22 protein-coding genes, 1 tRNA gene and 1 pseudogene are annotated in these 25,164 nt (G+C 72.8%); 10 read left to right on the forward strand and 14 right to left on the reverse strand.

Features of this window, described 5'->3' with window-relative positions:
* Nucleotides 1-76 precede the first annotated feature (76 nt).
* Nucleotides 77-1,030, reverse strand: coding sequence for a TerD family protein (locus OG875_RS22530; protein WP_330176033.1), 954 nt, complete (start codon nucleotides 1,028-1,030; stop codon nucleotides 77-79).
* A gap of 190 nt (nucleotides 1,031-1,220) precedes the next feature.
* Between OG875_RS22530 and OG875_RS22535 the strand changes: the two genes are divergently transcribed.
* From OG875_RS22535 to OG875_RS22545, 3 genes are all read left to right on the forward strand, one after another.
* On the forward strand, nucleotides 1,221-2,384 hold the full coding sequence (locus OG875_RS22535; RefSeq protein ID WP_330176034.1) for an HpcH/HpaI aldolase/citrate lyase family protein: 1,164 nt from the start codon (nucleotides 1,221-1,223) through the stop codon (nucleotides 2,382-2,384).
* 170 nt (nucleotides 2,385-2,554) lie between these two features.
* Nucleotides 2,555-5,113, forward strand: coding sequence for a phosphoribosyltransferase (locus tag OG875_RS22540; protein WP_443079281.1), 2,559 nt, complete (start codon nucleotides 2,555-2,557; stop codon nucleotides 5,111-5,113).
* Nucleotides 5,114-5,244: 131 nt separating this feature from the next.
* Nucleotides 5,245-6,084: an HAD family hydrolase gene (locus OG875_RS22545; RefSeq protein ID WP_330177859.1), complete on the forward strand. Its 840-nt coding sequence runs from the start codon at nucleotides 5,245-5,247 to the stop codon at nucleotides 6,082-6,084.
* Here OG875_RS22545 and OG875_RS22550 read toward each other — a convergent pair.
* From OG875_RS22550 to OG875_RS22570, 5 genes are all read right to left on the reverse strand, one after another.
* The gene (locus OG875_RS22550; RefSeq protein WP_330176035.1) at nucleotides 6,041-6,679 is read right to left on the reverse strand and encodes a DedA family protein; all 639 of its coding nucleotides are present in this window, start codon (nucleotides 6,677-6,679) and stop codon (nucleotides 6,041-6,043) included. The genes OG875_RS22545 and OG875_RS22550 overlap by 44 nt on opposite strands.
* A gap of 166 nt (nucleotides 6,680-6,845) precedes the next feature.
* Nucleotides 6,846-7,064, reverse strand: coding sequence for an FmdB family zinc ribbon protein (locus OG875_RS22555; RefSeq protein WP_330176036.1), 219 nt, complete (start codon nucleotides 7,062-7,064; stop codon nucleotides 6,846-6,848).
* A 9-nt stretch (nucleotides 7,065-7,073) separates the two neighbouring features.
* On the reverse strand, nucleotides 7,074-7,697 hold the full coding sequence (locus tag OG875_RS22560) for a DUF4383 domain-containing protein (RefSeq protein WP_330176037.1): 624 nt from the start codon (nucleotides 7,695-7,697) through the stop codon (nucleotides 7,074-7,076).
* Nucleotides 7,698-7,962: 265 nt separating this feature from the next.
* Entirely contained in the window at nucleotides 7,963-9,327 is a 1,365-nt protein-coding gene (locus OG875_RS22565) for a hypothetical protein (RefSeq protein ID WP_330176038.1), read from the reverse strand.
* 73 nt (nucleotides 9,328-9,400) lie between these two features.
* On the reverse strand, nucleotides 9,401-10,207 hold the full coding sequence (locus OG875_RS22570) for a DUF4097 family beta strand repeat-containing protein (protein WP_443079173.1): 807 nt from the start codon (nucleotides 10,205-10,207) through the stop codon (nucleotides 9,401-9,403).
* Between the two features lie 189 nt (nucleotides 10,208-10,396).
* On the opposite strand from OG875_RS22570, the gene OG875_RS22575 reads away from it, so the two are divergent.
* Together OG875_RS22575 and OG875_RS22580 are read left to right on the forward strand one after the other, a co-directional pair.
* Nucleotides 10,397-10,471, forward strand: a tRNA-Val gene (locus OG875_RS22575).
* Between the two features lie 137 nt (nucleotides 10,472-10,608).
* On the forward strand, nucleotides 10,609-10,830 hold the full coding sequence (locus OG875_RS22580) for a DUF2277 domain-containing protein (protein ID WP_330176039.1): 222 nt from the start codon (nucleotides 10,609-10,611) through the stop codon (nucleotides 10,828-10,830).
* Between the two features lie 19 nt (nucleotides 10,831-10,849).
* On the opposite strand, the gene OG875_RS22585 is transcribed toward OG875_RS22580, so the two are convergent.
* The 4 genes from OG875_RS22585 to OG875_RS22600 all read right to left on the reverse strand — a co-directional run bounded on the left by OG875_RS22585 (nucleotide 10,850) and on the right by OG875_RS22600 (nucleotide 15,434).
* Complete coding sequence (locus tag OG875_RS22585; RefSeq protein WP_330176040.1) at nucleotides 10,850-11,527, reverse strand: DedA family protein; 678 nt, start codon at nucleotides 11,525-11,527, stop codon at nucleotides 10,850-10,852.
* 496 nt (nucleotides 11,528-12,023) lie between these two features.
* Nucleotides 12,024-12,461, reverse strand: coding sequence for a DoxX family protein (locus OG875_RS22590; protein WP_330176041.1), 438 nt, complete (start codon nucleotides 12,459-12,461; stop codon nucleotides 12,024-12,026).
* A 312-nt stretch (nucleotides 12,462-12,773) separates the two neighbouring features.
* Nucleotides 12,774-14,534 carry an alkaline phosphatase D family protein gene (locus tag OG875_RS22595; RefSeq protein WP_330176042.1) on the reverse strand — a complete coding sequence of 587 codons (1,761 nt, stop codon included), beginning with the start codon at nucleotides 14,532-14,534 and terminating at the stop codon, nucleotides 12,774-12,776.
* A 237-nt stretch (nucleotides 14,535-14,771) separates the two neighbouring features.
* A complete protein-coding gene (locus OG875_RS22600) occupies nucleotides 14,772-15,434 on the reverse strand; it encodes an HNH endonuclease family protein (RefSeq protein WP_330176043.1) in 663 nt (220 codons plus the stop codon).
* A 247-nt stretch (nucleotides 15,435-15,681) separates the two neighbouring features.
* Between OG875_RS22600 and OG875_RS22605 the strand changes: the two genes are divergently transcribed.
* A complete protein-coding gene (locus tag OG875_RS22605) occupies nucleotides 15,682-16,422 on the forward strand; it encodes an ABC transporter permease (protein ID WP_330176044.1) in 741 nt (246 codons plus the stop codon).
* A gap of 76 nt (nucleotides 16,423-16,498) precedes the next feature.
* On the opposite strand, the pseudogene OG875_RS22610 reads toward OG875_RS22605, so the two are convergent.
* From OG875_RS22610 to OG875_RS22620, 3 genes and pseudogenes are all read right to left on the reverse strand, one after another.
* Nucleotides 16,499-17,008, reverse strand: a pseudogene (locus OG875_RS22610) (PfkB family carbohydrate kinase); the annotation flags it as partial.
* Nucleotides 17,009-17,097: 89 nt separating this feature from the next.
* Nucleotides 17,098-17,775 carry an HAD-IA family hydrolase gene (locus OG875_RS22615; RefSeq protein WP_330176045.1) on the reverse strand — a complete coding sequence of 226 codons (678 nt, stop codon included), beginning with the start codon at nucleotides 17,773-17,775 and terminating at the stop codon, nucleotides 17,098-17,100.
* Between the two features lie 393 nt (nucleotides 17,776-18,168).
* The gene (locus OG875_RS22620) at nucleotides 18,169-19,182 is read right to left on the reverse strand and encodes a peptidoglycan-binding domain-containing protein (RefSeq protein ID WP_330176046.1); all 1,014 of its coding nucleotides are present in this window, start codon (nucleotides 19,180-19,182) and stop codon (nucleotides 18,169-18,171) included.
* A gap of 183 nt (nucleotides 19,183-19,365) precedes the next feature.
* On the opposite strand from OG875_RS22620, the gene OG875_RS22625 reads away from it, so the two are divergent.
* Nucleotides 19,366-21,414, forward strand: coding sequence for an MDR family MFS transporter (locus OG875_RS22625; protein ID WP_330176047.1), 2,049 nt, complete (start codon nucleotides 19,366-19,368; stop codon nucleotides 21,412-21,414).
* 13 nt (nucleotides 21,415-21,427) lie between these two features.
* On the opposite strand, the gene OG875_RS22630 is transcribed toward OG875_RS22625, so the two are convergent.
* Complete coding sequence (locus OG875_RS22630; protein ID WP_330176048.1) at nucleotides 21,428-21,928, reverse strand: GNAT family N-acetyltransferase; 501 nt, start codon at nucleotides 21,926-21,928, stop codon at nucleotides 21,428-21,430.
* A gap of 118 nt (nucleotides 21,929-22,046) precedes the next feature.
* Here OG875_RS22630 and OG875_RS22635 point away from each other — a divergent pair, with 118 nt between their 5' ends.
* The 3 genes from OG875_RS22635 to OG875_RS22645 all read left to right on the forward strand — a co-directional run bounded on the left by OG875_RS22635 (nucleotide 22,047) and on the right by OG875_RS22645 (nucleotide 24,810).
* Nucleotides 22,047-22,664, forward strand: coding sequence for a hypothetical protein (locus tag OG875_RS22635; protein ID WP_330176049.1), 618 nt, complete (start codon nucleotides 22,047-22,049; stop codon nucleotides 22,662-22,664).
* Nucleotides 22,664-23,542, forward strand: coding sequence for a hypothetical protein (locus OG875_RS22640; RefSeq protein WP_330176050.1), 879 nt, complete (start codon nucleotides 22,664-22,666; stop codon nucleotides 23,540-23,542). Before OG875_RS22635 ends, OG875_RS22640 begins: the two co-directional genes overlap by 1 nt.
* A gap of 128 nt (nucleotides 23,543-23,670) precedes the next feature.
* Nucleotides 23,671-24,810, forward strand: a complete 1,140-nt coding sequence (locus tag OG875_RS22645; protein WP_330176051.1) for a serpin family protein — start codon at nucleotides 23,671-23,673, stop codon at nucleotides 24,808-24,810.
* Nucleotides 24,811-25,164: the final 354 nt, after the last annotated feature.

Raw genomic sequence — 25,164 nt, forward strand, 5'->3', positions numbered from 1 at the left:
CCAGACCTGACCTGATCACGGGCTGACCTCCGCCCCCCGGTGACCGGGCGGCGGAGGGTGCCGATACGGACGGTCCCTACGGGCGGAGGAACTGGGGGCCCATCGGGGGCAGCCGGAAATTCGGGTCCGGAGCGGGAGCCGCCGCGGCGGCGGGCTGTGGATAGCCGTAGCCGGGGGCCGTCTGCGGCACCGGCGGCGCCGAGGGCCCCGGCGCGGGTGCCTGCGGGTAGCCGTAGCCGGAATTCGCCGACGCCGGCTGCGGGTAGCCGTAGGCCGGCGGGGCGGACGCGGGCTGCGGGTAGCCGTAGCCGGGCGGGCCCTGCGGAGACGGGAAACTCGGCTGGTGGATGGGCGGCACGGGCGATGACCCGGGCGCGCCGTGGACCGGAGCGGTCCGGTCACCCGGGCCGGACTGGCCCGGAAGCATGGCGGTCGCCGCCTCGGCGTCCGCGCCCGGCGCCGCCCCGCCGGCGCCCTCGGTCTCGTCGACCGAGATGCCGAAGGCGGTCGCCAGCCCGATCAGGCCGGTCGGATACCCCTGGCCCACGGCGCGGAACTTCCAGCCGGTCCCGCGCCGGTACAGCTCACCGCAGATGATCGCGGTCTCCTCACCCGTCTCCGGGCGTACGTCGAACACGGCCAGCGGATCGCCGTCGGCCCGGCCCGCGTCGTACAGCAGGACCCGCAGGTCGGTCACATGCCGGAAGGTCGCCCCGTCCGAGGACGCCGCGAGCACCACCTGGTCGACGCTCGGGTCGAGCCCGGCCAGATCCGCCTCGACGGCGTCGGTCAGCCCTTCGGGCACCTGCTTCTTCGGCAGATGCCTGACCAGGCCCGACGGGTGGCGGGGCTGGTTGTAGAAGACGAAGTCCTCGTCGGAGCGCACGCGTCCCTCGGGACCGAGCAGCAGGGCCGACGCGTCCACGTCGGGCACCCCCGTCCCCGGTGTCCAGCGCAGCACGGCCCTCACGGCCATGGCGTCGAGGGGAACGTTCGAGCCCTTCACCATCGCGTGCGTCATGCCCGTCATCCTGCCTCCCCGCAGGCCGCGCGGACAACGTGGGGGCATGGTGGAGGGAGGGGGAGCGGGGCGGAGGCAGGGGCGAGAAGTGGACGAGTTACCTGAAATTCATGCGCGTTTGGAACTCCCGACTCCCGTCCATACGTACTATTACCGGCCACATGTCAACGCGACCACCGTGGCAGTACGGGGGATCAAAATGCGTCATTTCGGTCATATCTCGCCCGCTGCTCGGCAAGCGTTGTTCCACCAGGAGCCCGGCGAGTTCACCTCGGACTCGCCCGCCCGCCTGCTCTCGGCGGGACTCGGGGCCACCCTCTACAGCCCGGCGACCAGGACACGACTGGCCGACGACGTGGTCAAACTGGTCGGGCGCGGCGTCGTCTCCATGGTGCTGTGCCTGGAGGACTCCATCGACGACTCCGAGGTCGAGTGGGCCGAGGAGAACCTCGTCCGGCAGTTGGCCGATCTTCATCTACGCGGAGTGGAGCTGCCGCTCCTCTTCGTGAGGGTCCGCGAGCCCGAGCAGATTCCGGACCTCGTCCGCCGGCTCGGCGCCGCCTCCCACCTCCTGTCCGGATTCGTACTGCCGAAGTTCACCGAGGAGCGCGGCGTGCCGTTCCTCGAAGCGCTGATTTCGGCCGAACACGACAGCGGGCAGCGGCTCTTCGCGATGCCCGTGCTCGAATCCCCCGAGCTGCTGCACCTGGAGTCGCGGGCCGAGACGCTCTCCGGCATCGCCCGCACCGTCGACAAGTACCGGGAGCGGGTGCTGGCGCTCCGGCTCGGCGTCACCGACTTCTGTTCGGCGTACGGGCTCCGCCGCTCGCCCGACATGACCGCGTACGACGTCCGCATCGTCTCGGCCGTCATCGCCGACGTCGTGAACGTGCTCGGCCGCTCCGACGGCACCGGCTTCACGATCACCGGCCCGGTGTGGGAGTACTTCCGGCTACACGAGCGGATGTTCAAGCCCCAGCTGCGCCACAGCCCGTTCCTCGAAGGGCGTGCCGAGGAGCTGCGCAACGCCCTCATCGAACACGATCTCGACGGGCTGCTGCGCGAGATCCAGCTCGACCAGACCAACGGTCTGGTGGGCAAGACCTGTATCCACCCCTCCCACGTCATGCCCGTGCACGCCCTGTCCGTGGTCAGTCACGAGGAGTTCAGCGACGCCCAGGACATCCTGCGGCCGGAACGGGGCGGCGGAGGAGTGCTGCGCTCCTCGTACACGAACAAGATGAACGAGGTGAAGCCCCACCGCGCCTGGGCCGAGCGCACGATGCGGCGCGCGGAGGTGTTCGGTGTCGCCCGTGAGGACGTCGGTTTCGTGGACCTGCTGGCGGCCGGGCTGGTGGAGTGAGCACGACCGGTGGAGTGAGCACGACCGGGCGCGACGGCGATCCGTCCCGCAACGATCGGTCTCACAATGATCGGTCCCACAATGATCAGTACGCCCACGAGAACCACAACGACAACGACGGCGACAACGCCCACGACGACGACCGGTACGACAATGACAGGTACGGGACGATCGAGGCAGAGGAGTACGGACACGTGGTGTGGTCGGGGTCATGGGTCACCGAACGGCTGGGCGTGGAGCTCACCGGCGGCGACGAGGTGCGCGAGCTGCTGGGCATGGCGCTGCGCCGCAACCCCAGACGCGCCCATCTACTCGTCTCGAACGTGCTCGGCAAGCACGTCCCGCAGCGGCCCTCGGTCGTGCACGGCGCGGGCGTGACCCTCGGCGCACGCGTACGGGACCTGCTGGGCGACGCCGTCGGACAGGCGGTGATAGTCGGCTACGCGGAGACCGCGACCGGCCTCGGCCACTCGGTGGCCGACGGTGTGGCGGGAGCCCCGTATCTGCACTCCACCCGCCGCCCGGTGCCCGGTGTCCCCACCGCGGGCGGCTTCGAGGAGTCCCACTCGCACGCCACGTCGCATCTGCTGCTCCCCGAGGACCCGGAGCTGCTGGCCGGTGACGGACCGCTGGTCCTGGTGGACGACGAGTTCTCCACCGGGAACACGGTCCTCAACACGATCCGCGCCCTGCACGCCCGCCGTCCGCGCCGGTGGTACGTGATCGTCGCCCTGGTCGACATGCGCTCGCCCGCCGACCGGGGGCGGCTCGCCGAGTTCGCCCGGGAGATCGGCGCCCGCGTCGACCTGGTGGCGACGGCCTCGGGCACGGTCGGCCTCCCCGGGGACGTCCTGGCCCGGGGACAGGCCCTGGTCGCGGAGTACGAGGCGCGGGCCGTCCCGTCGCCCCCGCCCCCGTACGCCCGGGACACGGGCGGCGACGGGGTCGTACGGGTGCCGCTCGGCTGGCCCGCCGGGCTGCCCGACGGCGGGCGGCACGGCTTCACCCCGGCCCACCGCGCCCGCCTGGAGGCCGCCGCCCCCGGCATGGCCGCCGTACTCGCCGAGCACCTCGGCGACGCCCGGCGCGTCCTCGTCCTCGGCTTCGAGGAGCTGATGTACGCGCCCCTGAGGCTCGCCCTGGAACTGGAACGGACCCTCACCGGCGCCGAGGTGCGCTACTCGACCACCACCCGCTCGCCCGTCCTCGCCGTCGACGACCCCGGCTACGCGATACGCAGCCGTCTCGTCTTCCCGGCGCACGACACCGCCGCCTTCCCGGCCGTGGAGGGCGCCGAGGGAGGCGGCGGGGACGGCGCCGGCGACCGGTACGCGTACAACGTCGCCGGTGGCGGCTTCGACGCCGTCGTGCTGATCGTGGACTCCCCGGCGGACTCCCCGGAGCTGCGGGCCCCCGGCGGTCTGCTCGCCCAGCTCGCCGACCGGGTCCCCCGCGTCCTGCTCGGCGTCGTCCCCTCGTACGTCCCCGCTCCAGTCCCCGCCCCCGGCTCCCTCTCCGCGCACGCCCCCGACCGGCAGGAACCCGCCATGCTGCCCCCGCCCCTCCGCGGCCCCGCCTTCTCCTCGTACGCCGCGGACGACGTCGGCTGGCTCCTCCAGGACCTGTCCGACGTCGAACTCGAAGCCCCGACGGAGGAGCGCGAGGAAGCGATACAGAGCGGCGGCGCCCACTACGCGGAGTCGCTGCCCGTCGAGTACCAGCCCAGCGCCGCCTACCAGGACCTCTTCCGGTCCGCGCTCGCCACCTCCGCCGCCCGGATCGCCCGCGCCGTCGGCAGCGTCACCGAGACCGTGCTGGCCGAGCACCCGCACCGGTACCCCGACCCCGCCTCACGGGAAGCCGCCGAGGCCCGGCCCGTCCTGGTCTCGCTCGCCCGCGCCGGCACCCCCGTCGGCGTCCTCATGCGCCGCTGGGCCCGCCACCGGCACGGCCTGGACCTGCCGCACTACGCCCTGTCCATCGTGCGCGGCCGGGGCATCGACACCAACGCCGTCCGCTGGCTCGCCGCCCACCACCGCCCGGCCGACATCGTCTTCGTCGACGGATGGACCGGCAAGGGCGCCATCACCCGCGAACTGGCCGACGCGCTGCGCGACTTCCCCGACTTCCACCCCGAGATCGCCGTCCTCGCCGACCCCGGCGGCTGCGTCCGTACCTACGGCACCCGTGAGGACTTCCTCATCCCCTCCGCCTGCCTCAACTCGACGGTCTCCGGCCTCATCTCGCGCACGGTGCTGCGCGCCGACCTCGTCGGCCCTGACGACTTCCACGGGGCCAAGTACTACCGCGAACTCGCCGGCGCCGATGTGTCCGGCTACTTCCTGGACACCGTCACCGCCCGGTTCGACGAGGTCAGGGACGCGGTGGACAGCGAGGTGAAGGAACTCCTCGCCGCCGACCGCGCACCCACCTGGGAGGGCTGGGCCGCCGTCGAACGGATCAGCGAGGAGTACGGCATCCACGACGTCAACCTCGTCAAGCCCGGCGTCGGCGAGACCACCCGCGTCCTGCTGCGCCGCGTCCCCTGGAAGATCCTCGCCCAGCGGGGCGCGGGCGCCGACCTCGACCACGTACGGCTGCTCGCCGAGCAGCGCGGCGTCCCGGTCGAGGAGGTCGACGGCCTGCCCTACACCTGCGTCGGGCTGATCCACCCCCGCTACACCCGGGGCGCCACGGGCGCCGACGGTACGGCGGTGACCAGCGCGTGAACTCGCCTGCTCCGAAAGGCTTTTCCGAGAACGTGCCTGCCCCGCACGACCCTCCCGGCAACGGGACTCCCCGCGACGCGCCCGTCCCCCCGGGGACCAACGCGCAGGTCCCCGCCCGGTCCGACGCGCCCGTGCCCGTGCCCGCCCGGACGCTCGTCGCCAGCGACCTCGACCGCACCCTCATCTACTCGGCCGCCGCCCTCCACCTCACCATGCCCGACGCCGAGGCCCCCCGGCTCCTGTGCGTCGAGGTCTACGGGCACAAGCCCCTGTCGTACATGACCGAGACCGCCGCCGGGCTGCTGCGCGACCTCGCCGGCAGCGCGCTGTTCGTCCCCGCCACGACCCGCACCCGGGAGCAGTACCTCCGTGTCCGGCTGCCGGTCCCCGCCCCCCGGTTCGCGATCTGCGCCAACGGCGGCCATCTGCTGGTCGACGGCGAGTCCGACCCCGCGTGGCAGGCCGAGGTGCGGAACCGTCTCGACGAGGGCTGCGCCCCGCTCGGGGAGGTCCGGGAACACCTGATCGCCTCGGCCGACCCCGCCTGGCTGCTCAAGGAACGCGTCGCCGAGGACCTGTTCGCGTATCTCGTCGTCGACCGCGCGCTGCTGCCCGGGGGATGGGTGGGGGAACTCGCCGCATGGGCCGGCGAGCGCGGCTGGGCGGTCTCCCTCCAGGGCCGGAAGCTCTACGCCGTACCCCGGCCGCTCACCAAGAGCGCCGCCATGCGGGAGGTCGCCCGGCGGACCGGCACCGAACTGACCCTGGCGGCCGGGGACTCACTTCTCGACGCCGATCTGCTGCTGGCCGCCGACCGGGGCTGGCAGCCCGGTCACGGCGAGCTGGCCGACTCCGGCTGGCGCGCCTCGCACGTGGAGACCCTGGCCGAGACGGGGGTGGCCGCCGGGGAGGAGATCCTGCGGCGGCTCAACCGCGCTGTTTCTCCTTGCGGTTCTCCTTGCGGGACCTGACCACCCGCCTGACCACGAAGGCCACGAGCGCGAGCGCCACGACACCCAGGATGATCTTGGAGTACGTGGAGACATAGCCGCTGACCTTGGTCCAGTTCTCGCCGAGCAGGTAACCGGCCATGATGAAAGCCGTGTTCCAGATGGCGCTGCCGAGCGTGGTCAGACCGAGGAAGACGGGCAGCGGCATTCGCTCGACGCCCGCCGGCACGGAGATCAGACTGCGGAAGACGGGGACCATCCGCCCGAAGAAGACGGCCTTCGTGCCGTGCCGGGCGAACCAGTCCTCGCTCTTCTCTATGTCACTGGCCTTCACCAGCGGCACCTTGGACGCGAGGGCGATGGTCCGTTCGCGGCCGAGCCAGGCACCCAGCCCGTACAGCGCGAGCGCGCCCACGACCGAGCCCGCGGTCGTCCACAGAACGGCGGCGAGCAGACCCATCTTTCCGGCGCCCGCCGCGAAGCCCGCCAGCGGCAGGATCACCTCGCTGGGCAGGGGAGGGAACAGATTCTCCAGGGCGATGGCCAGGCCGGCGCCCGGTGCTCCGAGCGTGTCCATCAAGCTGGTGACCCACTGCTGGACGCTGCCTGCGATCATGACTCCCACGGTGTGTGCCTGCTCGGACGGTGTCCTGGGACGGACCCCACGGATTATTGAGGGTGCCCGCAGTCCGGGGACGCATGCCTGGTGGGAGTGTCGGCCGCGTCACCGGAGGCGGTCGTCGCACCGCCGGACACGCGGTCGTCGCACCGCCGGACGCGGGCTACGAGCAGCAGCCCCCGCCGCAGCAGCCGCCCCCGCCACCGGCCGGTGCCGGGGCGGGGGAGCCCTTGGCCGAGCCGCCCACGGCGACGGTGGAGAGCAGTTTCACGGTGTCCTGGTGGCCGGCGGGGCACGTGGCGGCCGCCGACGACTCGGCCATGGGACGGCTGAGTTCGAAGGTGGTGTCGCAGGGACGGCAGCGGTACTCGTAACGAGGCATGGAGCCAGATTATCCGGCGCTCCTGCGCGGGCCCTGCCGGTTGTGGGAGGTCACGGCACGGTGGGCGTGGACCGCGCGCCGCCCGGCCGCTTCCCGGCCGCGCCGCTCGTCCTCCACCAGCTTCGGATGGCGGGCCCGCCAGTACGGATTGTCGTGCGGCAGGCCGCCGCTGACTCTCCCGTACATGCCGAAGAACATCAGCATCACGCCCACCACGAAACTGAACAGCACGTTCGGGATGCGGAAGGCCAGCGGGTTGAACGGGCCCGAGATCAACGCGAGATTGACGAACCCGCTCAGGATGAAGAGCAGCCCGAGCACCATGTTCAGCGTCGACGCCAGATTCCCGCCGATCAGCATGCCGACGAAGAGCAGGGCGCCGACGCAGATGGACAGGATGCTCAGCGCGCCGTTGGAGTTCAGCCCGGCGATGCTGTGCTTCCCGGTGTCGAAGACACCGATCTGGTCGATCAGCCCGAGGATGCCGAAGGCGACCAGCACCAGACCGGTCAGCCCGGCGCCGACGCGGTACACCCGGCTCAGACTGTGGTCGACGGGCAGATGTTCGTCGAGCCGGACGCCCCGTCCCCGGCGCGGCGTGGGCCGGGTGCGGCGTGTGCCCTGACCGGACATGGAAGGCCCCCTTCGGCGGTGGGTCCCGCTGATCCGCGTACGTCCCTCGTACCCGGACACGTACATCCGCGCGGACGGCGTACGCCGCTGTGGACGCGTACGTCCGGGCCGGCGCGTACGTCCGCACGGACACGCGCACATCGGCGTGGATCCGACGTCTGCGCGGATCCGACCTGCGTGGATCCGATGTCCGCGTGGACACGTACGTCAAGGATCGGCCCGGTACGACAACGGGACAACTCGGGCGTGCCCGGGAGCTCCGGTGTCAGGCTCCGGCGCCCAGCTCGTCGCGGATGTTCCCGACGACACGGGCGGCCGTGGCACGCACCGCCTCCGTCTCCACCAGGAAGTGCCACCAGTCGGGATGCCGGCCCTCCAGCCCGGCCACGGCCCGGTCCAGCCGCGCCACGGCGTCGTCCAGCGGGCGCGCGTGCCGGGGATCCGGAGTGTTGCGCCCCGCCATCGCCAGCCGCTGGGCGTCCCGCAGGGCGAACCGCGTCCGGTCGATCTCCTGCTGCGGGTCCTTCGACACGGCGTTGAGCCGGCGCAGCCGGTCACCGGCTGCCGAGACGGCCTCGTCGGTGGAGTTCAGCAGCGCCCGGACCGTGCTGAGCAGGGCCGTCGCGTCCGGCCAGCGCTGCTCCTCGCGCGCCGTGGCCGCCTCCTTCAGCTTCGCCTCCGCCTGGTGCACGGCGGCCACCGCCTGCTCGGGCACGGGCTGGAGATCCTGCCAGCAGGCGGCGCTGAAACGGCGCCTCAGCTCGCTCAGGACCGGCTCGACCGACCCGGCGCGAGTGGTCAGCGCCTCGGCGCGGGTACGCAGGGTCACCAGCCGCCGGTCGATCTCCGCCGCGCGCTCGGGCAGCCGCTCGGCCTCGGCCCGTACGGCCTCGGCGTCCCGCAGCACCCGGTCGGCCCGCTGAAGGGTCTCGGCGACGCCGTGCCGGCCCGCGCCCTGGTTGAGCTTGGTCAGTTCCGGACCGAGCGTGGCGAGCCGCGCCGCGAGGTCGTCGGCCCGCAGCCCGGAGGCGCGTACGGCGTCCAGCGCGTTGCTCGCGGCGAGCAGGGTCTGCCGGGCCCGCTCCACGGCGGGCGCCAGCCGGGCGAGCTGGGTCTCCGCCTTGTCGAGCAGCGGCCCGAGACCGCGCTCGAAACGGTCGAGCTCGCCCTTGACCCGGACCAGCTCGTCCTTGGCCCTGGTCAGTTCCGTACGGGCGGTGGAGGCGGCGGAGGCCTCCAGATCGTCCCTGTCGAGGTCGTGCGCGTCGACCGCGCTGATGTACCCGCCGCTGGCCTCGTCGATGCGCCGGCCCAGCGCGGCGAACTCCTCGGCGATCCGCCGCGCCCCCGGCGAGCTGTCCACGGCGGTGATCGTCTCTATCGAGATGCGCAGATCACGCTGGGCGGTGTCCAGCTCGTAGAAGGCGGCGGCGGCGGCGTCCTTGGCGGCCTGCGCGTCGGCCCGCTGGCTCTCGCCGCGCCCGCCGAACCAGCGGCGCGTGCCCCCGCCCGCGAAGGTCCCGGACAGGGTGGCGGCGAGCAGTGGCAGCGGCAGCAGGACCAGAGTGAGGACATCACGGACGCCACCCGCCCCGACTCGTGCGTGCGGTCGCGCGTGTGTCGCCGTCACATCCCTCTCCCGTGCCGATTACGCCCCTGCCCGGTTCATTCTCCCACCTGGTAGGGACGAACACACGGGCCGGTTAGTTCGCGCTTCGGACGGTGACTTTCCCGTTGTCGCTGTGGGCCTTCACCACATGGGCGCTGTTCTCGCCGGTGGGAACGGACACGTCGACGCTCCCGTTGCCGCTCCGGGCGTCCACCCGGTAGACGGTGTCGGACTTCGGCAGGTCGACGGTGACGGACCCGTTGTCACTGGACGTGTCCACCCGGTCCGGTACGGCGGTCAGACCCAGCCTGACCGAACCGTTGTCCGACCTGGCCCGCACCGACACGGACGAGACGCCCTCCGTCGTCACCCTGCCGTTGTCGCTGGAGAGGTCGAGCCTGCCGCTGGAGTCGCGCACCTCGACGGAGCCGTTGTCGGAGCGCAGCGCGAGGGCGGTGTCGAAGCCGTCGGCGCGCAGGCTGCCGTTGTCGTTCCGCACCGTCACGGCCGTCCCGCGCGGCACCTTGACGCTGTGCCGCGACTCGCAGTCGTTCACCAGCGCGGCGCAGGTGACCTTCAGCGTCAGGGTGTTCCCGTCCAGCTTCCAGACGGGATCGGGGCCGGAGCCGAGGAACACCCAGCCGTCGACCTGCCGGGTCACCTCGATCTCCGTCACATCGGCGGGCACCAGGTCGATCGAGGAGTTCCCCGACGCGATGGTCAGGGCCTTCCCGGCGAAGGCGAACGACCGCTTCTCGACGGGCGCCCCGTCGACGTCGGTGCTCCCGCACCCACCGACGGCGACGACGGCGAGCACGGCACCCCCGGCGGCGACGAACGTCCGGACACGGCTGCTGCGAGGGCCGCGGCGACGGTCGGGTGAGCAAAGGCGGGTGTCCACGGTGATCGTTCCCCCAAGGTGGTCCTGCGGATGTGCCCCCACCGTACGAATCCCGGCACCCCCGCACGATCCGGTCGGCCACCGTCTCGGTGGTGGGGGTATCCCCCCGCCGCCGACCGCCCGGGTCCCGGCCCGAGAAGCCGTTTGCGGCCGGGCCGTGTGCGCCATGTAACCTGTTGCCTCGTCCACGGGTGCGTAGCTCAGGGGTAGAGCGCTGCTCTTACAAAGCAGATGTCGGCGGTTCGAAACCGTCCGCGCCCACCACTCCGAAGGCCCCCGACCGCCCAGCGGTCGGGGGCCTTCGCGCTGCCCCGTGCCCCTCCGTCGCCGGGCGTGGCCTCCGGCCGTCGATACAGCCCGGTACATGCCGGTCCCGGCCCGTGATCGGTCACACTGGAGGTATGTGCCGCAGCATCAAGACCCTCCGTCCGCCCGTCATCCCCGAAGAGGCCACCGAGGAGGAGATACGGGCCGCCGCCCTTCAGTACGTGCGCAAGGTCTCCGGCTTCCGCGCGCCCGCCGCCCACAACCGTGAGGCGTTCGACCGGGCCGTGGAGGAGATCGCCGCCTCGACGGCGCGGCTGCTCGACAGCCTCGAAGTGCGGGGCGCGGCCCGCACCTGACCGCGCGGACCGGGCCGGGTCAGAGGACCGGCGCCGGGGTGGCCGCCGGGGTGTCGGCGCGCCCGCGTGCCGGGCGCCGGACGAGGTACGCGGCCACCGTTCCCGCCGCGAACAGCGCCAGCACGGACACCGCCGCGCCGAACCAGCTCGCGCCCAGCCACTGGCCGCCGAAGTAGCCGAGACCGACGCTGTACCCGGTCCAGGCCACGGCGGCCAGCGCCGACCAGGGCAGGAACTCCTTGAGCTTGCGGTGCGCGGCGCCCGCGCCCAGCGAGACCACCGAGCGGCCCGCGGGTACGAAGCGCGCGATGACCACGAGGAGCCCGCCACCGGTGAGGGACGCACCGAGGTTTTCCTGCGCGGTGGTCAGCCGGCGGGAGCGGGCGATCGCGCGGGCCAGCCGGTCGCCGCCGCGCCACGCGAGGCGGTACGCGACGAAGTCACCGATCACCGAGGCGACGGCCGCGCACACGATCAGCACGAGCAGCGACGGCACTTCCTGCGGCACATGGGCCACGTGCGACACCTTGTCGGCGGCGTCGGCGACCGCCGAGCTTCCCGCCGCCGCGGCCGTGGCGGTCGTGATCACCAGGACACCGCTGGGCAGGACGGGCACAAACACGTCCAGCAGTACGGAGAGTGCCACCACGGCGTAGATCCATGGGCTGCCGGTCAGCGCGCCCAGACTCTCCAGCACTCTTGCTTTCCCCGTTCCCGTTCCCGTCACGAAGCCGAAACCTCCCGGCCTCGTACCCCCTGACGGCCGCTCCTCCCGCGCGAAGCGAACAGCGAGCAGCCGTCGGCCGTACGGTGTACGCCCGTCCGGTGGACCACCTTCCCACGTGGCGGGTGTTGTCCACCTCCCGTTTCGGCTTCGGCCGGGGCCGGGGAATGGCCGGATGTGTGTGTCCGGGGCGAGTCTGCCGGACAGCGGAACGCCCGGACCCCGGTGAAACGGGGTCCGGGCGCCTGTACCGCCGGTCGCGCTGTTCTTCCGGTTGTCCTTCTGGTCAATGTGATCAATTCTGTCGATCTGTCGACTTGTTGATCAAGTGAGAGAAGTCGGCCCGGTCATGGGCCTGTGGGGTGACTGTCATGGCCCTGCCAGAGGGCCTGTCGTGAGGCGTCTCGGAGGCCCTGCCGGAGACCGCGTACGGCCCGGCCGTCCGGCCCGCCGCTTCCCCTGCCAACCGTCAGGCGGTCACGGCCGCCGGCCGCTCCCGGCGCTCCGGTTCGCGTGTGCCGCGCGAGCCGATGAGCCGGTCCAGTGCGAGCGCGCCGGGACCGTTGAAGACGATCAGCAGGAAGGCCCAGCAGAAGATCGCCGCGGCCTCCCCGCCGTTCTCCATGGGGAACAGCCCTTCGGGCTGGTGGACGTTGAAGTACGCGTACGCCATGGACCCCGACGCCACGAGAGCGGCGATCCGGGTCCCCAGGCCGAGGAGGACCAGGCAGCCTCCGACGAGCTGGATGACGGCGGCGTACCAGCCGGGCCAGGCCCCGGCCTCGGCCTGCTCCTTGCCGAGGACTCCGAAGAGCGTCGCGGCGCCGTGGCAGGCGAAGAGCAGTCCGATCACCATGCGGAAGAGTCCGAGGGCGTACGGCTGCGCTTGGTTGATGCGTGTGGACATGGGGGGTTGTGCTCCTTCGGTTCGGGACGTAACCGACGAGAGGCTTCAGGTTAGGCAGCCCTAAAGAATGCTTGCAAGTTCAACATCATCGGGACGGACGTTTCTCAGCCGTACGGCCGTTCCCCGGCGTGAAGCCGACCCCGGGCCGCTGACCTGCCACTTCCGGTCGGCTTGTCGCGACTGCGACGGAGATCCCCTTCGGGCGGGCATGGGCAGACCAATGCCCGGTTCGGAGGAACCGGGCATGGGATGAGGAACGGGGATCGCGGTGTCAAAGGGTGCCGGCGTACGGCTCCGGGGCCGCCCCGGCCGTCACCGCGGCGACAGCTCCCGTTCGTCGACGGTCACCAGGCGCGCCCCGCCGTCCCGCGCCGGTGCCGCCTGCGCCTGGACCGTGCGCAGCCGCGCGGAACGTCCCCGCAACGTCAGCGTCATCAGCTGATTGCCGAACCAGGGCCCGCCGGTCTTGCGCCACCCGACCGACGGGGTGGCCACCCGGCCGTGCCGGGCGAAGGCCCGGCCCAGCCGCCGCCCCACCCCGCTCCAGCCGAACCGGAAGCCGAAGCGGATCCAGCGCGGGATGGAGTTGTGCACCGGCGAGCAGGTCAGCTGGACGACCCGGGACCGGGGCTGCTCCGTACGCCAGGCCGGTTCGGCGACGTACGCGTGGTGCACGTCGCCCGACAGCACGCACACCGTCGCGGGCGCGTCCGGCCCGCCGCCCACCTCGGCGATCAGCCCTGACAGCGCCTCGAACGACGTCGGGAACGCGGCCCAGTGCTCCAGGTCCGCCGCCCGGCGCAGCTTCTCGCCGAACCGCGCCCACCGGGGCCCGCGTTCGCCCCGCGCCAGCGCCGCGTCCCAGCTCTCCGCGTCGTGGACCAGCGGCGGCAGCAGCCAGGGCAGGGAGGTGCCGATCAGCAGATGGTCGCGGTCGCCGGGGTCGGTCAGCGCCTGCTCGCGCAGCCAGCGCGCCTCGTCGGCGTCCAGCATCTCCCGGCGCCCCTCCTCCAGGACGCGGGCCGCCCGCGAGTCGATCATCAGCAGCCTGGTCCGGCCGAAGTCGCGGCGGTAGCTCCAGCGCGCGCGGGCCGGGTCGGCGTCGGCCTCGGCCGCGAACTCCCGCAGCCGGGCGGTCCCGTCCGGCTCGGCCCGTACGGCGGCGTACACCTTGTCCTCGGCCAGCTCGGCGGGGGAGAGGTTGCCGAGGTGCTGATAGACCCAGTACGACATCAGCCCGCTCAGGATGCGCTCCCGCCACCACGGCTCGGTCCGCATCTCGGCGACCCAGGACGCGCTGGTGTTCCAGTCGTCGATCACGTCGTGGTCGTCGAAGATCATGCAGCTCGGGACGGTGGACAGCAGCCAGCGGACGTGGGGGTCGCTCCAGGACTCGTCGTAGAGGAGCGTGTACTCCTCGTAGTCCGCGACCTCGGCGCCCGGGGGCGCGTCGAGATCCCGGCGCTCGGCCAGCCGGCGGCGGGTGGCCTTCGACGTCTCGTCCGCGTACACCTGGTCGCCGAGCAGGAGCAGGACGTCCGGGCGCTCCGCCGCGGGGTCGGCCGTGAGCGTCGCGGCGAGGGTGTGGAGGGCGTCGGGGCCGACGGGGTCGGGCTCGTCGTCGGGCGCGGAGGCCCAGCGGCACGAGCCGAACGCGACACGCAGCTCGGGCCCGTCGGACATGCCGGGAGCGTCGGCCGTGTCAGGCGTGTCAGGCGTGTCAGGCGTGTCCGGCGTGTCCCGGGCGTCGGGCCTACCGGGTCCGTCGGGAGTCCGGACAGCGGCCGGGACGCGGATCACGCTCGGCGGGAGCGGGGAGCCCTCGGGCGGCCAGGCCCGTACGTCGTCCAGCAGCACCTCGTACGCCGCCGCGGTGCCGGGCGTCAGCCCCGTCACCGGGATCAGGGCGTAGTGGTGCCCGGCGATCAGGAACGTGCGCGACGAGCCGTACGCGCCGCCCTCACAGCGGACCTCGGCCGTGCACGGCCCGTCCGTCTCGACCCAGATGGTGGCCGTGCCGCCGGCGTCCCCGTCGACACGGCGCAGCAGTGGTCCCAGGCGCAGCCCGGTCATGGTGCCTCCTCCGTCGCCCCGTACGGTACGGAACGACGGAGGGGCCCGACCAGGTTCCGGCCGGTGACGGCCGGGTGACGTGCCGGTGAGCAGGCCGGACGGCCCGCCGGCCGGTGCCGCCGGCAGCGGCCGGTACCCGTCCGGCGACTCTCACGGCAGCGGTCGCCCGCCGCCGTTTCGGCGGCCGTTCCCGTGGCCGCTTCAGTGGCGGTCCCGGCGGCCGTCCCGGCAGCTGTCTCAGCAGCCGTTGAGCACGCTCTGGAGCTTGCTCTTCTCCGCCGAGTCGACGCTCAGGTTGTAGTAGTGCTTCACGTGCACCCACATGCGGGCGTACGTGCAGTGGTACGAGGAGCTCGGCGGCATCCACTCGGCGGGGTCGCGGTCGCTCTTGGACTGGTTGACGTTGTCGGTGACCGCGAGAAGCTGCGGACGGCTCAGGTCGTTGGCGAACGCCTGGCGCTGCGCGGTGCTCCAGCCGCTGGCGCCGGAACCCCACGCCTCGGCCAGCGGAACCATGTGGTCGATGTCGATGTCACTGGCGGCGGTCCACGTGGCGCCGTCGTACGGGGACTTCCAACTGCCGCTCGTCGCCGCGCAGCTGGAGTCCTGGGAGACGTTCGAGCCGTCGCGCTTGAGGACGGTCTCGCGGGTGTCGCAGGAGCCGGACTGGGTGATCCAGTGCGGGAACTTGTCGCGGCTGTAGCCACTGCTGGAGCCCTCGGTGGACACGGTCAGCTGGCCGAGGTAACTACGCGCGGTGGAGGCGCTGATGGGGGTGGGCGGGGCGGCCTGGGCGGCGGGGGCGGTGAGCACGGCCGTGGCCGCGAGCAGGGCGGCGGAGGCGGCGGTGACGGCTATTCGACCGACGGGACGGCTGCGACGCGCGTAGATACCGGACATGTGAACTCCCTTGTCGTGGGGGGAAGCTGGCCGTTCGGAACCGGGGGGTGTCGGACCCGAGCGCCCATCGTGGCGATGCCGCGTTGCTTCCAGGTGGGCATCAGGTAACAGGGTGACGACATGTGCACGTCACATCAAGGGTTTTGGATGTCCGTTGTCGGCTCTCGGTGAGGTCAACGCGCGTCGCACGGGCGTTTTCTGACGTACGGGCAGAATGTCCGACACGGAGCGAGGTGAAGTGGGGAACATGCTGCTGCATGTCGATGTCCTGTTCGGTGTCGTACTGGCCGTCCTGCTGGCGGCGGCGGCCGGTACGGCGGCGCTCGCGCATCTCGGGAAGGGGCGGGAGATCGCCACGGCCGGGGTACGGGCGGCGGTCCAACTCGGCGCCGTCTCCCTGGTGATCGGCTGGGTCGTCGGATCCGTACCGGCACTGCTGGCGTTCGTCGTCCTCATGTACGCGGTGGCGGTACGCACCGCCGGGCGCCGCGTCACGGCGAACCGGACCTGGTGGTGGGCCGCGGCGCCCATCGGTGCGGGGGTGGCGCCGGTGGTCGTGGCGCTGGTGCTGACCGGGCTCGTACCGGTCAAGGGCATCGCCCTCATCCCCGTCACCGGCATCCTCATCGGCGGCGCGATGACGGCGACGGTGCTCGCCGGACGGCGCGCCCTGGACGAACTCCACGCGCGCCGGGGCGAGGTGGAGGCGGGTCTCGCACTGGGACTGGCGGACCGGGACGCCCGGCTGGAGGTGGCCCGGCCCGCGGCGGCGGACGCGCTGCTGCCGGGGCTCGACCAGACGCGGACGGTGGGGCTGGTGACACTGCCGGGGGCGTTCGTCGGGATGCTGCTCGGCGGCGCGTCACCGCTGTTCGCGGGCGCGGTGCAGCTGTTCGTCCTCGTCGCGCTGATGGCGGTGCAGGCGGTGGCGGTGAGCACGGTGCTGGAACTGGTGGCGCGTGGGCGGCTGTACCGGGACGCGGGGTGACGCCGGGCGACGGGGCCGGACCACGGGTCGGCGGGGTCCATGGTCTGCGGGGGCATCGCGGAGGCGGCCGATCCGGCGCGGTGGCGGGCGACTTCGTGGGCGGCCGTACCGGGACGGCCGGTTCGGGCAGTGCCTCGCGGACCGCCTCGGGGGTGTGCAGGTCCCACAGTCCGGCGGCCTCGTCGTCGCCGACGAAGACGAGGTCGGCGCCGCGCGCGAGATCGCGCAGCACCCCCGGGGCGGCGCCGGGTCCGGGGCCGTAACGCCACAGTGCGGGGCGGTGGTTGACGTCGAAGGAGAGCAGCGGGCGGCCGGGGCGGCGGGCGGTGAGGTCGCGCATCAGGGCGAGGCAGTCCGGGGAGAGGGCGGCCGTGATGCCGGACAGGTGCAGGAGCCGGCCGGACCACGGGTCGGCGGGGTCCATGGTCTGCGAGGGCATCGCGGAGGCGGCCGATCCGGCGCGGTAGTAGGCGACTTCGTGGGCGGTGGTGGCGCGGTCCGTGGCCGTACGGAAGTAGACGCCGGTCGGGCGGCCGTCCGGGTCGCGGCGTACGGCGGAGGTGTCGACGCCGTACGCGCCGACAGCCGCCTACGGGAGGGCCTCCCCAACCGGCCCCTCGCGGCCCGGCGGCGGGCCGGAGCCACTCGCCCCCGAGACCTGGCGGCGGACCGGAGCTACCCGCCCACGTGGAGCCTGATCGTGCCGTCCGGGTCCGCCGTGACGCGTACGTCCGTCAGGTCCCGCGTATGGGCCGTCGGCGACAGTGACTCCGCCCGGGGGCCCACGCCCAGTATTCGCATCCCCGCCGCCCGCGCCGCCGTGATGCCCGCGTCCGAGTCCTCCAGGACCAGGCAGTCCGCCGCGGCGACGCCCAGTTCCGCCGCCGCCTTGAGGAAGCCCTCCGGGTCGGGCTTGCTCGCCGATACGTCCTCCGCCGTGACCCGGACCGCCGGGACCGGCAGCCCCGACGCGGTCAGGCGCGCCGTGGCGAGGGCCTCGTCCGCCGAGGTCACCAGGGCGTGCGGCAGCCCGGCGATCGCCGCCATGAACGCGGGCGCGCCCGCGATCGGCACCACCCCGTCCATGTCCGCCGTCTCCCGCGCCAGCAGCACCCGGTTGTCCGCGTGGTTCTGCTCCATCGGCCGGTCCGGCAGCAGCACCGCCATCGTCAGCTGGCCCTGTCGGCCGTGGACGACCTTCAGCGACTCCTCCGGGTCCAGACCGTGCTCGACCGCCCAGCGGCGCCAGACACGTTCCACGACGGCGTCGGAGTTGACGAGGGTGCCGTCCATGTCGAGCAGCAGCGCGCGGGCGGTCAGGACGGCCGTGGTCGCCGTGGTCGTTGGGGCCATCGAGGTCGACGTGGTCGGGGGGTTGGCCTTGGCCGGCATCGGAGGACTCCAAGCAGAGGGCGGACGGCGGACGGCGGGGGAGCGCGGCGTGGGGCGGGCGAGGGCGGGCGGGGGCACAGACAAGAGCGGCTCCCGCCCGCCGGTCAGGGACACGGACGAGAACCGCTTTGTTCAACGACTATACAAAATCGGTGGGAGGACGCACCACCCGGGTCACGTCACATCACTGAGGCCTCGGGCCGCGCCACCCGAGCCGTGCCACCCGAGTCACCCCGCCGACCCCCGATCCCAGACCCCCGACCGCCCATCCGCACCCGCCCCCGCCCCCGCGCCGCCTCCTCGCCGTAACTCCCCAGCAGGCCCCACCCGGCCCCACCCCGCCCCGCCCCCGCGTCAGTCCCGCCAGTCCCAGCCCGGCCCGTTCCCCTGGCCCCCGTCGCCGGGCCGGCCGCCCCCGCCCTGGTCCCGCCCCTTCCCGCTGGTCTCCGCCTCCAGCGCGCCCCGCGTGTGCGCCCCGTACACCCCACTCGGATCGCCCTGGATGTGCTTGTACGACTGGTAGATGCGGAGTGCCGCCTCGACGCGCTCGCCGAACCGGCCGTCGTACCCGTCGTGGTAGAGCCAGACCTCCGACAGCCGCCGCTGGAGCTCCTCGACCTGCGGCCCGCTGTCCCCCAGCCGCAGATCGACGGCCCCGGCGGGGTCCGTTCCCGCCTCCCGCGTGGCCCCCGCGCCGCCCGGCTGCCCGGTCTGCGTCGGCGCCTCGCTCGGCGCACCCGGCCCCCCGGCCGGTCCTGACGTCTCCGGCGCCGCCGACTCCGTGGGGGAGGCGCTCGCCCGGACCGACGCGTCCGCCGACGCCGACCCCGCCGCGTCCGTGCCCGCCCCCGACGGGGACTTCGGCTTCGGCGCCGACGACTCCGGCCGCACGCTCGCCGTCGGCAGTCCCGAGTTCAGCTCCCCCGTCGCCTCGTCGCTCCCGTCGTCGGTGAACAGCCCCCCGGCGAACGACGCCGTACCGATCACCGCCACGGCCGCCGCCGCCAGCGCCGCCATCGCGAACGTCCTGCGCCCGCCCCGCCGCTCCCGATCACCCTCCGCCGCCGCGCCGCCTGCCGAGCCCGCGCCCGGCGGCCTCGTCCGCAGCCCCGGCAGCGACAGCCGCATCGTCTCGGCCGGGTCGGCGCCCTCTGACGTGTCGCCCGCCCGCGCGATCGGCGGGGGCGGGGGCGGGATGGTCGGTACGGCCCCGTCCTGGTTCTCCAGCGTCACGTACGGCCGTATCCGCAGTGGGTCGAAGTCCTCGGCCGCGGCGATCGCCGCCCGCTCCGCGCAGTCGCAGTCGGCGCCCGGTCTGCCGTACGCGTCCTGCGGCGTGCCGCACTCGGGACAGAGCTGTCCGGTCAATGTGGGTCCCCTCCCCTTGGCCTGTCAGCGATTATGCCGCCCGGCCGCGGGCCGCCCGACAGCGTCCCCCGTACGCCGACGGCGCCGGCGCCCCGCCCGCCCCCCGCGTTCGGCAGGACATAACAGGCCATAAGTCATCAGTCCCCTGAGGATGGGGACAGGCGCGGACCCGAGGAGACGCCGATGGCCCAGGAAGTGAGCACCCCGCCCACGACCCCCGCGCCCGGCGAGGGCCAGAGCCGGCGGACCGTTCTCGTCTCCATCGGCGCGCTGCTCCTCGGCCTGCTCCTCGCCGCCCTCGACCAGACCATCGTCTCCACCGCGCTGCCCACCATCGCCAGCGACCTCGGCGGCCTCGACCATCTGTCCTGGGTCGTCACCGCGTATCTGCTCGCCTCCACCGCCGCCACCCCGCTGTGGGGCAAGCTCGGCGACCAGTACGGCCGCAAGCGGCTCTTCCAGACGGCGATCGTCATCTTCCTGATCGGCTCGGCCCTCTGCGGCGTCTCCCAGAACCTGGCCCAGCTCATCGGCTTCCGCGCCCTCCAGGGCCTCGGCGGCGGCGGGCTCATCGTGCTGTCCATGGCCATCGTCGGCGACCTCGTCCCGCCACGCGAACGCGGCAGGTACCAGGGCCTGTTCGGCGGCGTCTTCGGCGCCACCAGTGTGCTCGGCCCGTTGCTCGGCGGCCTGTTCACCCAGCACCTGAGCTGGCGCTGGGTCTTCTACATCAATCTGCCGATCGGTGCCGTCGCGCTCGCCGTCATCGCGACCGTCCTGCACATCCCGGTCCGCGCCACCAGGCACACCATCGACTACCTCGGTACGTTCCTCATCGCCTCCGTCGCCACCTGCCTGGTCCTCGTCGCCTCCCTCGGCGGCACCACCTGGCCCTGGGGCTCCGCGCAGATCATCGGCCTCGCGGTCCTCGCCGTGCTCCTGCTGGTCCTCTTCCTCCGGGTGGAACGGCGGGCGGCGGAGCCCGTACTGCCCCTCGGCCTCTTCCGTATCCGGACCTTCACCCTCGTCTCCGTCATCAGCTTCATCGTCGGCTTCTCGATGTTCGGCGCCATGACCTATCTGCCGACCTTCCTCCAGGTCGTCCAGGGCGTCACCCCCACCATGTCCGGCGTGCACATGCTGCCGATGGTGCTGGGGCTGCTGCTCACCTCGACCGTGTCCGGGCAGATCGTCAGCCGCACCGGCCGCTGGAAGGTCTTCCCGGTGGCGGGCACCGGCATCATCGCCGTCGGACTGCTCCTGCTCCACCAGCTCGACGCCCGCAGCGGCACCTGGGAGATGAGCGCGTACTTCTTCGTCTTCGGGGCCGGTCTCGGCCTCGTCATGCAGGTGCTCGTGCTGGTCGTGCAGAACGCCGTACGGTACGAGGACCTGGGCGTCGCCACCTCCGGCGCCACCTTCTTCCGCTCCATCGGCGCCTCGTTCGGCGTGGCCATCTTCGGCACGATCTTCGCCGGTCTGCTGCGGAACAAACTCACCGACTCCCTCGCCGGACAGCCACTGCCGCCCGGCGTCGGCCCCGGACAGCTCGCCGCCGACCCGCGCTCCGTGGGCACCCTGCCGCCCGCGATCCGCTCCGGGGTGCTCGACGCGTACGCGACCTCCATCACCGACGTCTTCCTGTACGCGGTCCCCGTCGTGCTGCTGGCCTTCGTGACCTCCTGGTTCCTCAAGGAGGACAAACTGCGCGGCTCGGTCACCGCCCCCGAGGTCACCGAGACCCTCGCCAGCAACCCCGTCGAACGCTCCTCGCGCGACGAGTGCGCCCGCGCGCTGTCCGTCCTCGGCACCCGCGAGGGGCGCCGGCGGATCTACGAGACGATCACCGAGAAGTCGGGGTACGACCTGCGCCCGGCGGCCAGTTGGATGCTGCTGCGCATCAGGCGCCACGGCACCGTCGACCCCGCCCGGCTCGCCGAGACCGTCCCCCTACCGCTGTCGGTCGTGGGCGAGGCGTCCCGCCAGATCGAGGAACGCGGCCTGGCCCGCCGCGACGGCAGGGGCCTGGTCCTCACCGAGCACGGCCTCAAGGTGGCGACGGTGCTGGCACGGGCCCGGGAGGAGTCCCTGGCCGACCTGCTCGGCGACTGGTGGGGCCCGGACCGCCCGACCGATCTGGTAGAGCTGGTAAGCGAGTTGAGCGCCGAACTCTGCGGCTCGACCGCGGAACACCCCAGGGGCCCGGAACCGCGCGGGGACCACGCGCTCTGAACGCCCGGCGCCCTCACGGTGCTTGGACGAGGTCCTTGCCGAACCAGACCTCCCGGTACGGGCCTTCGTTGTACGCCGGGATCTCCGCGTATCCGCACGCCGCGTACAGGCCCCGGGCCTCCACCAGGTCCAGCCGGGTGTCGAGCACGACCCGCGTCGCGCCCAGGTGCCGGGCCGCCGTCTCCAGGGCCGTGACCAGTGCGCGACCGCCGCCCGTACCGCGTACGGCGGGCCGGACGTACACGCGCGTCAACTCGGCCGTGCGGGGCCCCGGACCGGCCGGCAGCAGCAGGACGCCTCCGCACGCCCGCGGAACTCCGTCGTACCGCCCCACGACGAACTCGCCCGTCGGCGGCACGAGCCGGTCCGGCGGGTCGTCGGCCAGCCCCGCGTCGATCTCCGCCCCGGTCGCCGGGCGCTTCCAGTAGCGGCTCGCGACCTCGTCGTAGTAGTCGCGGCGCAGCCGGGTGGCCTCGGGAGTGGCGAAGGACTCGGGGCGGACGTGCCAGCTCATGGTCATCTCTCTGTCCGGGCCCGCGCTGTTTGGCCGGCCGATTCCGGGCAACCCGACTTTACGAGGCGCCCTTTCACCAGACACTCCCCAGACACGAGTCGCATCCGGGAAGGCAACCATGTCCACTGTCCTGATCGTCGTCGCGCTGATCGTGGTGATCGCCGTGGCCGTAGCCGCCGTCCTGCAAAGGACCGGAAAGGCGGGCGGCGGACGCGGCGGGCTGAAACGGCGCTTCGGCCCCGAGTACGACCGCGCGGTCGACCGGCACCACGGCGATGTCAAGGCCGCCGAGACCGAACTGACCGCGCTGGTCGAACGGCACGGGGACCTGAACCCGAGCCCGTTGCCGGCCGAGGCGCGCGACCAGTACGTCGCGCACTGGGCCGGTCTCCAGGAGCGCTTCGTGGACAACCCGCGCCAGGCTGTGGTCGAGGCGGACAAACTGATCTCCCGGCTGGCCGCCGACCGGGGTTTCCCGGACGCGGCGCAGCACTCCCAACACCTCGACGCCCTCTCCGTGCACCACGCGCACCAGGTGGACGGCTATCGCAGGGTGCACCACGCGGCCTCCGAGACGGGGCAGGACGCGAGCACCGAGGAACTGCGTGAGGCGATGGTCGAGGCCCGTCAGCTCTTCGAGCGGCTGGTCCTGGACACCAAGGACGACAGCCCTCGGCACCGTCCGGGCATTCCCGGCCGGACCGCCGCACTGCGGCCGAAAGGAAGTGGCGTGTGATGACGTACGACCCGTACGACTCCGAGCGCAAGCAGGACCGTAAGCAGCAGGACCAGCAGGACCAGCGGGAACAGGACAAGCAGCGGGAACGGTCGGTGACCGGCGGGGACGAGCGGGCTCTCAGGAGTGAGCGCGGCAGCAAGCCCGCGACCCCTGTCGTGCCCCTGTCCGAGTCGGAGACCGCGGCGGCTGCCGCCGGCGACGCCGAGCGCCGGCCCGCACGGCCCACGACACCGCCGCCGCTGACGCCGACCGCGTCGGGCCACCGGACGGAGAAGACGCGGGACACGGCGGCGGACAAGGACCCGCTGCACTCGCGGGAGACCGCGAACGGCGCGACGGCCAGTGACAAGGCCACGTCCACGTCGGCCGCGACGTCTGCGTCTGCGTCGAAGGCCACGTCCGCACCGGAACCGGCAACGGCAACGGCTTCGACACCCGCACCGTCGACCAAGAGGGATTCCGCCACGACGGCCACGCCGAAGGGCACGTCCTCGTCCCCGTCCGCTTCGCCGTCCACGGCGGACACCTCCGAGCCGGTGCGCGAGACCGTACCCGGCCGGACGCCGGAGGCCACCCCGGCCCAGACTCCCCGGCTGATCCCGCAGTCCGAGTCCGACAAGCTGAACGTACGGCTCCAGGAAGCGCTGTCCACCTTCGTGGACGGGCCCCGGCGCTCGGTCGAGGAAGCGGCGGATGTCCTGGAGGAGGCCGTGGAGCGTCTGACGACGGCCCTCTCCGAGCGGCCCCGCGCCCTGCGTGACAGCTGGGACGCGAAGGGCGGCAAGAGCGACGGTTCGACGGCCGCCGACACGGAGGACCTGCGGCTCGCGCTGCGGAGCTACCGCGAGGTCACGGAGCGCCTGCTCCGGATCTGAGCCACCGGGAGACCGGACGGCACAACCAAAGACTCGGGGACGGCCGCGATGGGACCGCGGCCGTCCCCGACCTCTGTGCGGAAGAAGGACGAAAGTCCTGACCACCGCTCCCGCCGTAGGCTCACCGCATGGCAGAGACGACGGGACTGACGACGAGCGCCGGCGCGATGCGGGCCCTCGCCGAGCGATGGCTGCGCGTACGCGGCGACGCCGCAGGCGGCGACGGTGAACGCGGCGGCGTGGACGGCGACTTCGTCTGTTCGCCCGCCGGGCTGTGGCTGGCCCTCGCCGCCGTGACCGCCGGGGCGCGGGGCCGTACGGCCGCCGAACTGGAAGCCGCGCTGGGTCTCGGGGACACTCCGGCCGGTACGGCGGCGGTCGTGACCGACAGCGCCCGCGCGCTGGCCCGGACCGGGCAACTCGGCGTCGCCACCCGCGTATGGAGCCGTACGCCGGTCCACCCCGCCTACCGGGAAGCCCTTCCGGACATCGGCTTCGGGCCCATGGACCCCGCCGGGATCGACGTCTGGGTACGGGAGGCGACGGGCGGGCTGATCGAGAGACTGCCGGTCGAGATCGACCAGAACTCACTGCTGGCCCTCGTCAACGTCCTTGCCCTGAAGGCGCGTTGGACGACCCCCTTCCCGGGCCACCGGACCGCCGACCTGCCCTTCACGGACGCCGCCGGGGAGGTGACCGCCGTACCGACCATGCGGCAGTCGCTCCCCTCACCCGCCGGCTGGACGGTGAACGGCGCACAGGTGGTCGAACTGCGCTGCGAGGGCGGCGAATCGGCCGTCCGCGTACGGTTCGTGCTCGGCGAGGAGGGGGCGCGGGCGGCGGACGTACTGCCCGCCGCGTGGGTACCGGATCAGGACCGCACCGCCCTCGACGCCGAGGTGATCGGCCTGGAACTGCCCCGCCTCGAACTCCGTACGCTCACGGACGTCACACCCCACCTGGCGGCCTTCGGCATCTCGTACGCGACGAGCCCCGATGCCGACTTCTCCGGCCTCTCCCCGGAACCGCTCGCCATCGACCAGGTTGTGCAGGAGGCGGTCGTGAAGGTCGCGGAACTGGGCGTCGAGGCGGCGGCCGTGACAGCGATCGCGATGCGAGCGGCGGGAGCCCCCCGCCCCCGCCGCGTGGCCCGAATCGCGTTCGACCGCCCGTTCGGCGTGGTGGTCCTGGACGCGACGGACGGCGCCCCGCTGTTCACGGCCTGGCAGTCGAGCGCCCCGAACCTTAAGGCTCCTCTCGCCGGATGAGTCCGCTCCGCTCCTCTCCGCAGGCGCGTCCGTTTCCTCACCGGCCGAACTCGACCGGTAATCGGGGCACTTGGGACTCCCGCATTCACACGGCGGCCAGGTGAGTACGGAACCGCGGCTCACATCGGCCCCCTCCGGCCCCGGCTCGGCTTTCCGCACCACGACGACACCGTCCGCGTCGGTGGCCTCGGAAAGCTGGGCCAGGAATTGTCGCGCCTTGCTTCGGCTCATTCGGGTAACGCGCACAGCACCACAAGCGCCCGGTGCATCTGCTTCGGAATCCGCACCCGCATCCGCATCCGCATCCCCGTCCCCACCCGCATCCGCATCCCCGTCCCCACCCGCGTCCCCCTC

The organism is Streptomyces sp. NBC_01498 (genome assembly GCF_036327775.1).
In the GTDB taxonomy this organism is placed as follows: domain Bacteria; phylum Actinomycetota; class Actinomycetes; order Streptomycetales; family Streptomycetaceae; genus Streptomyces.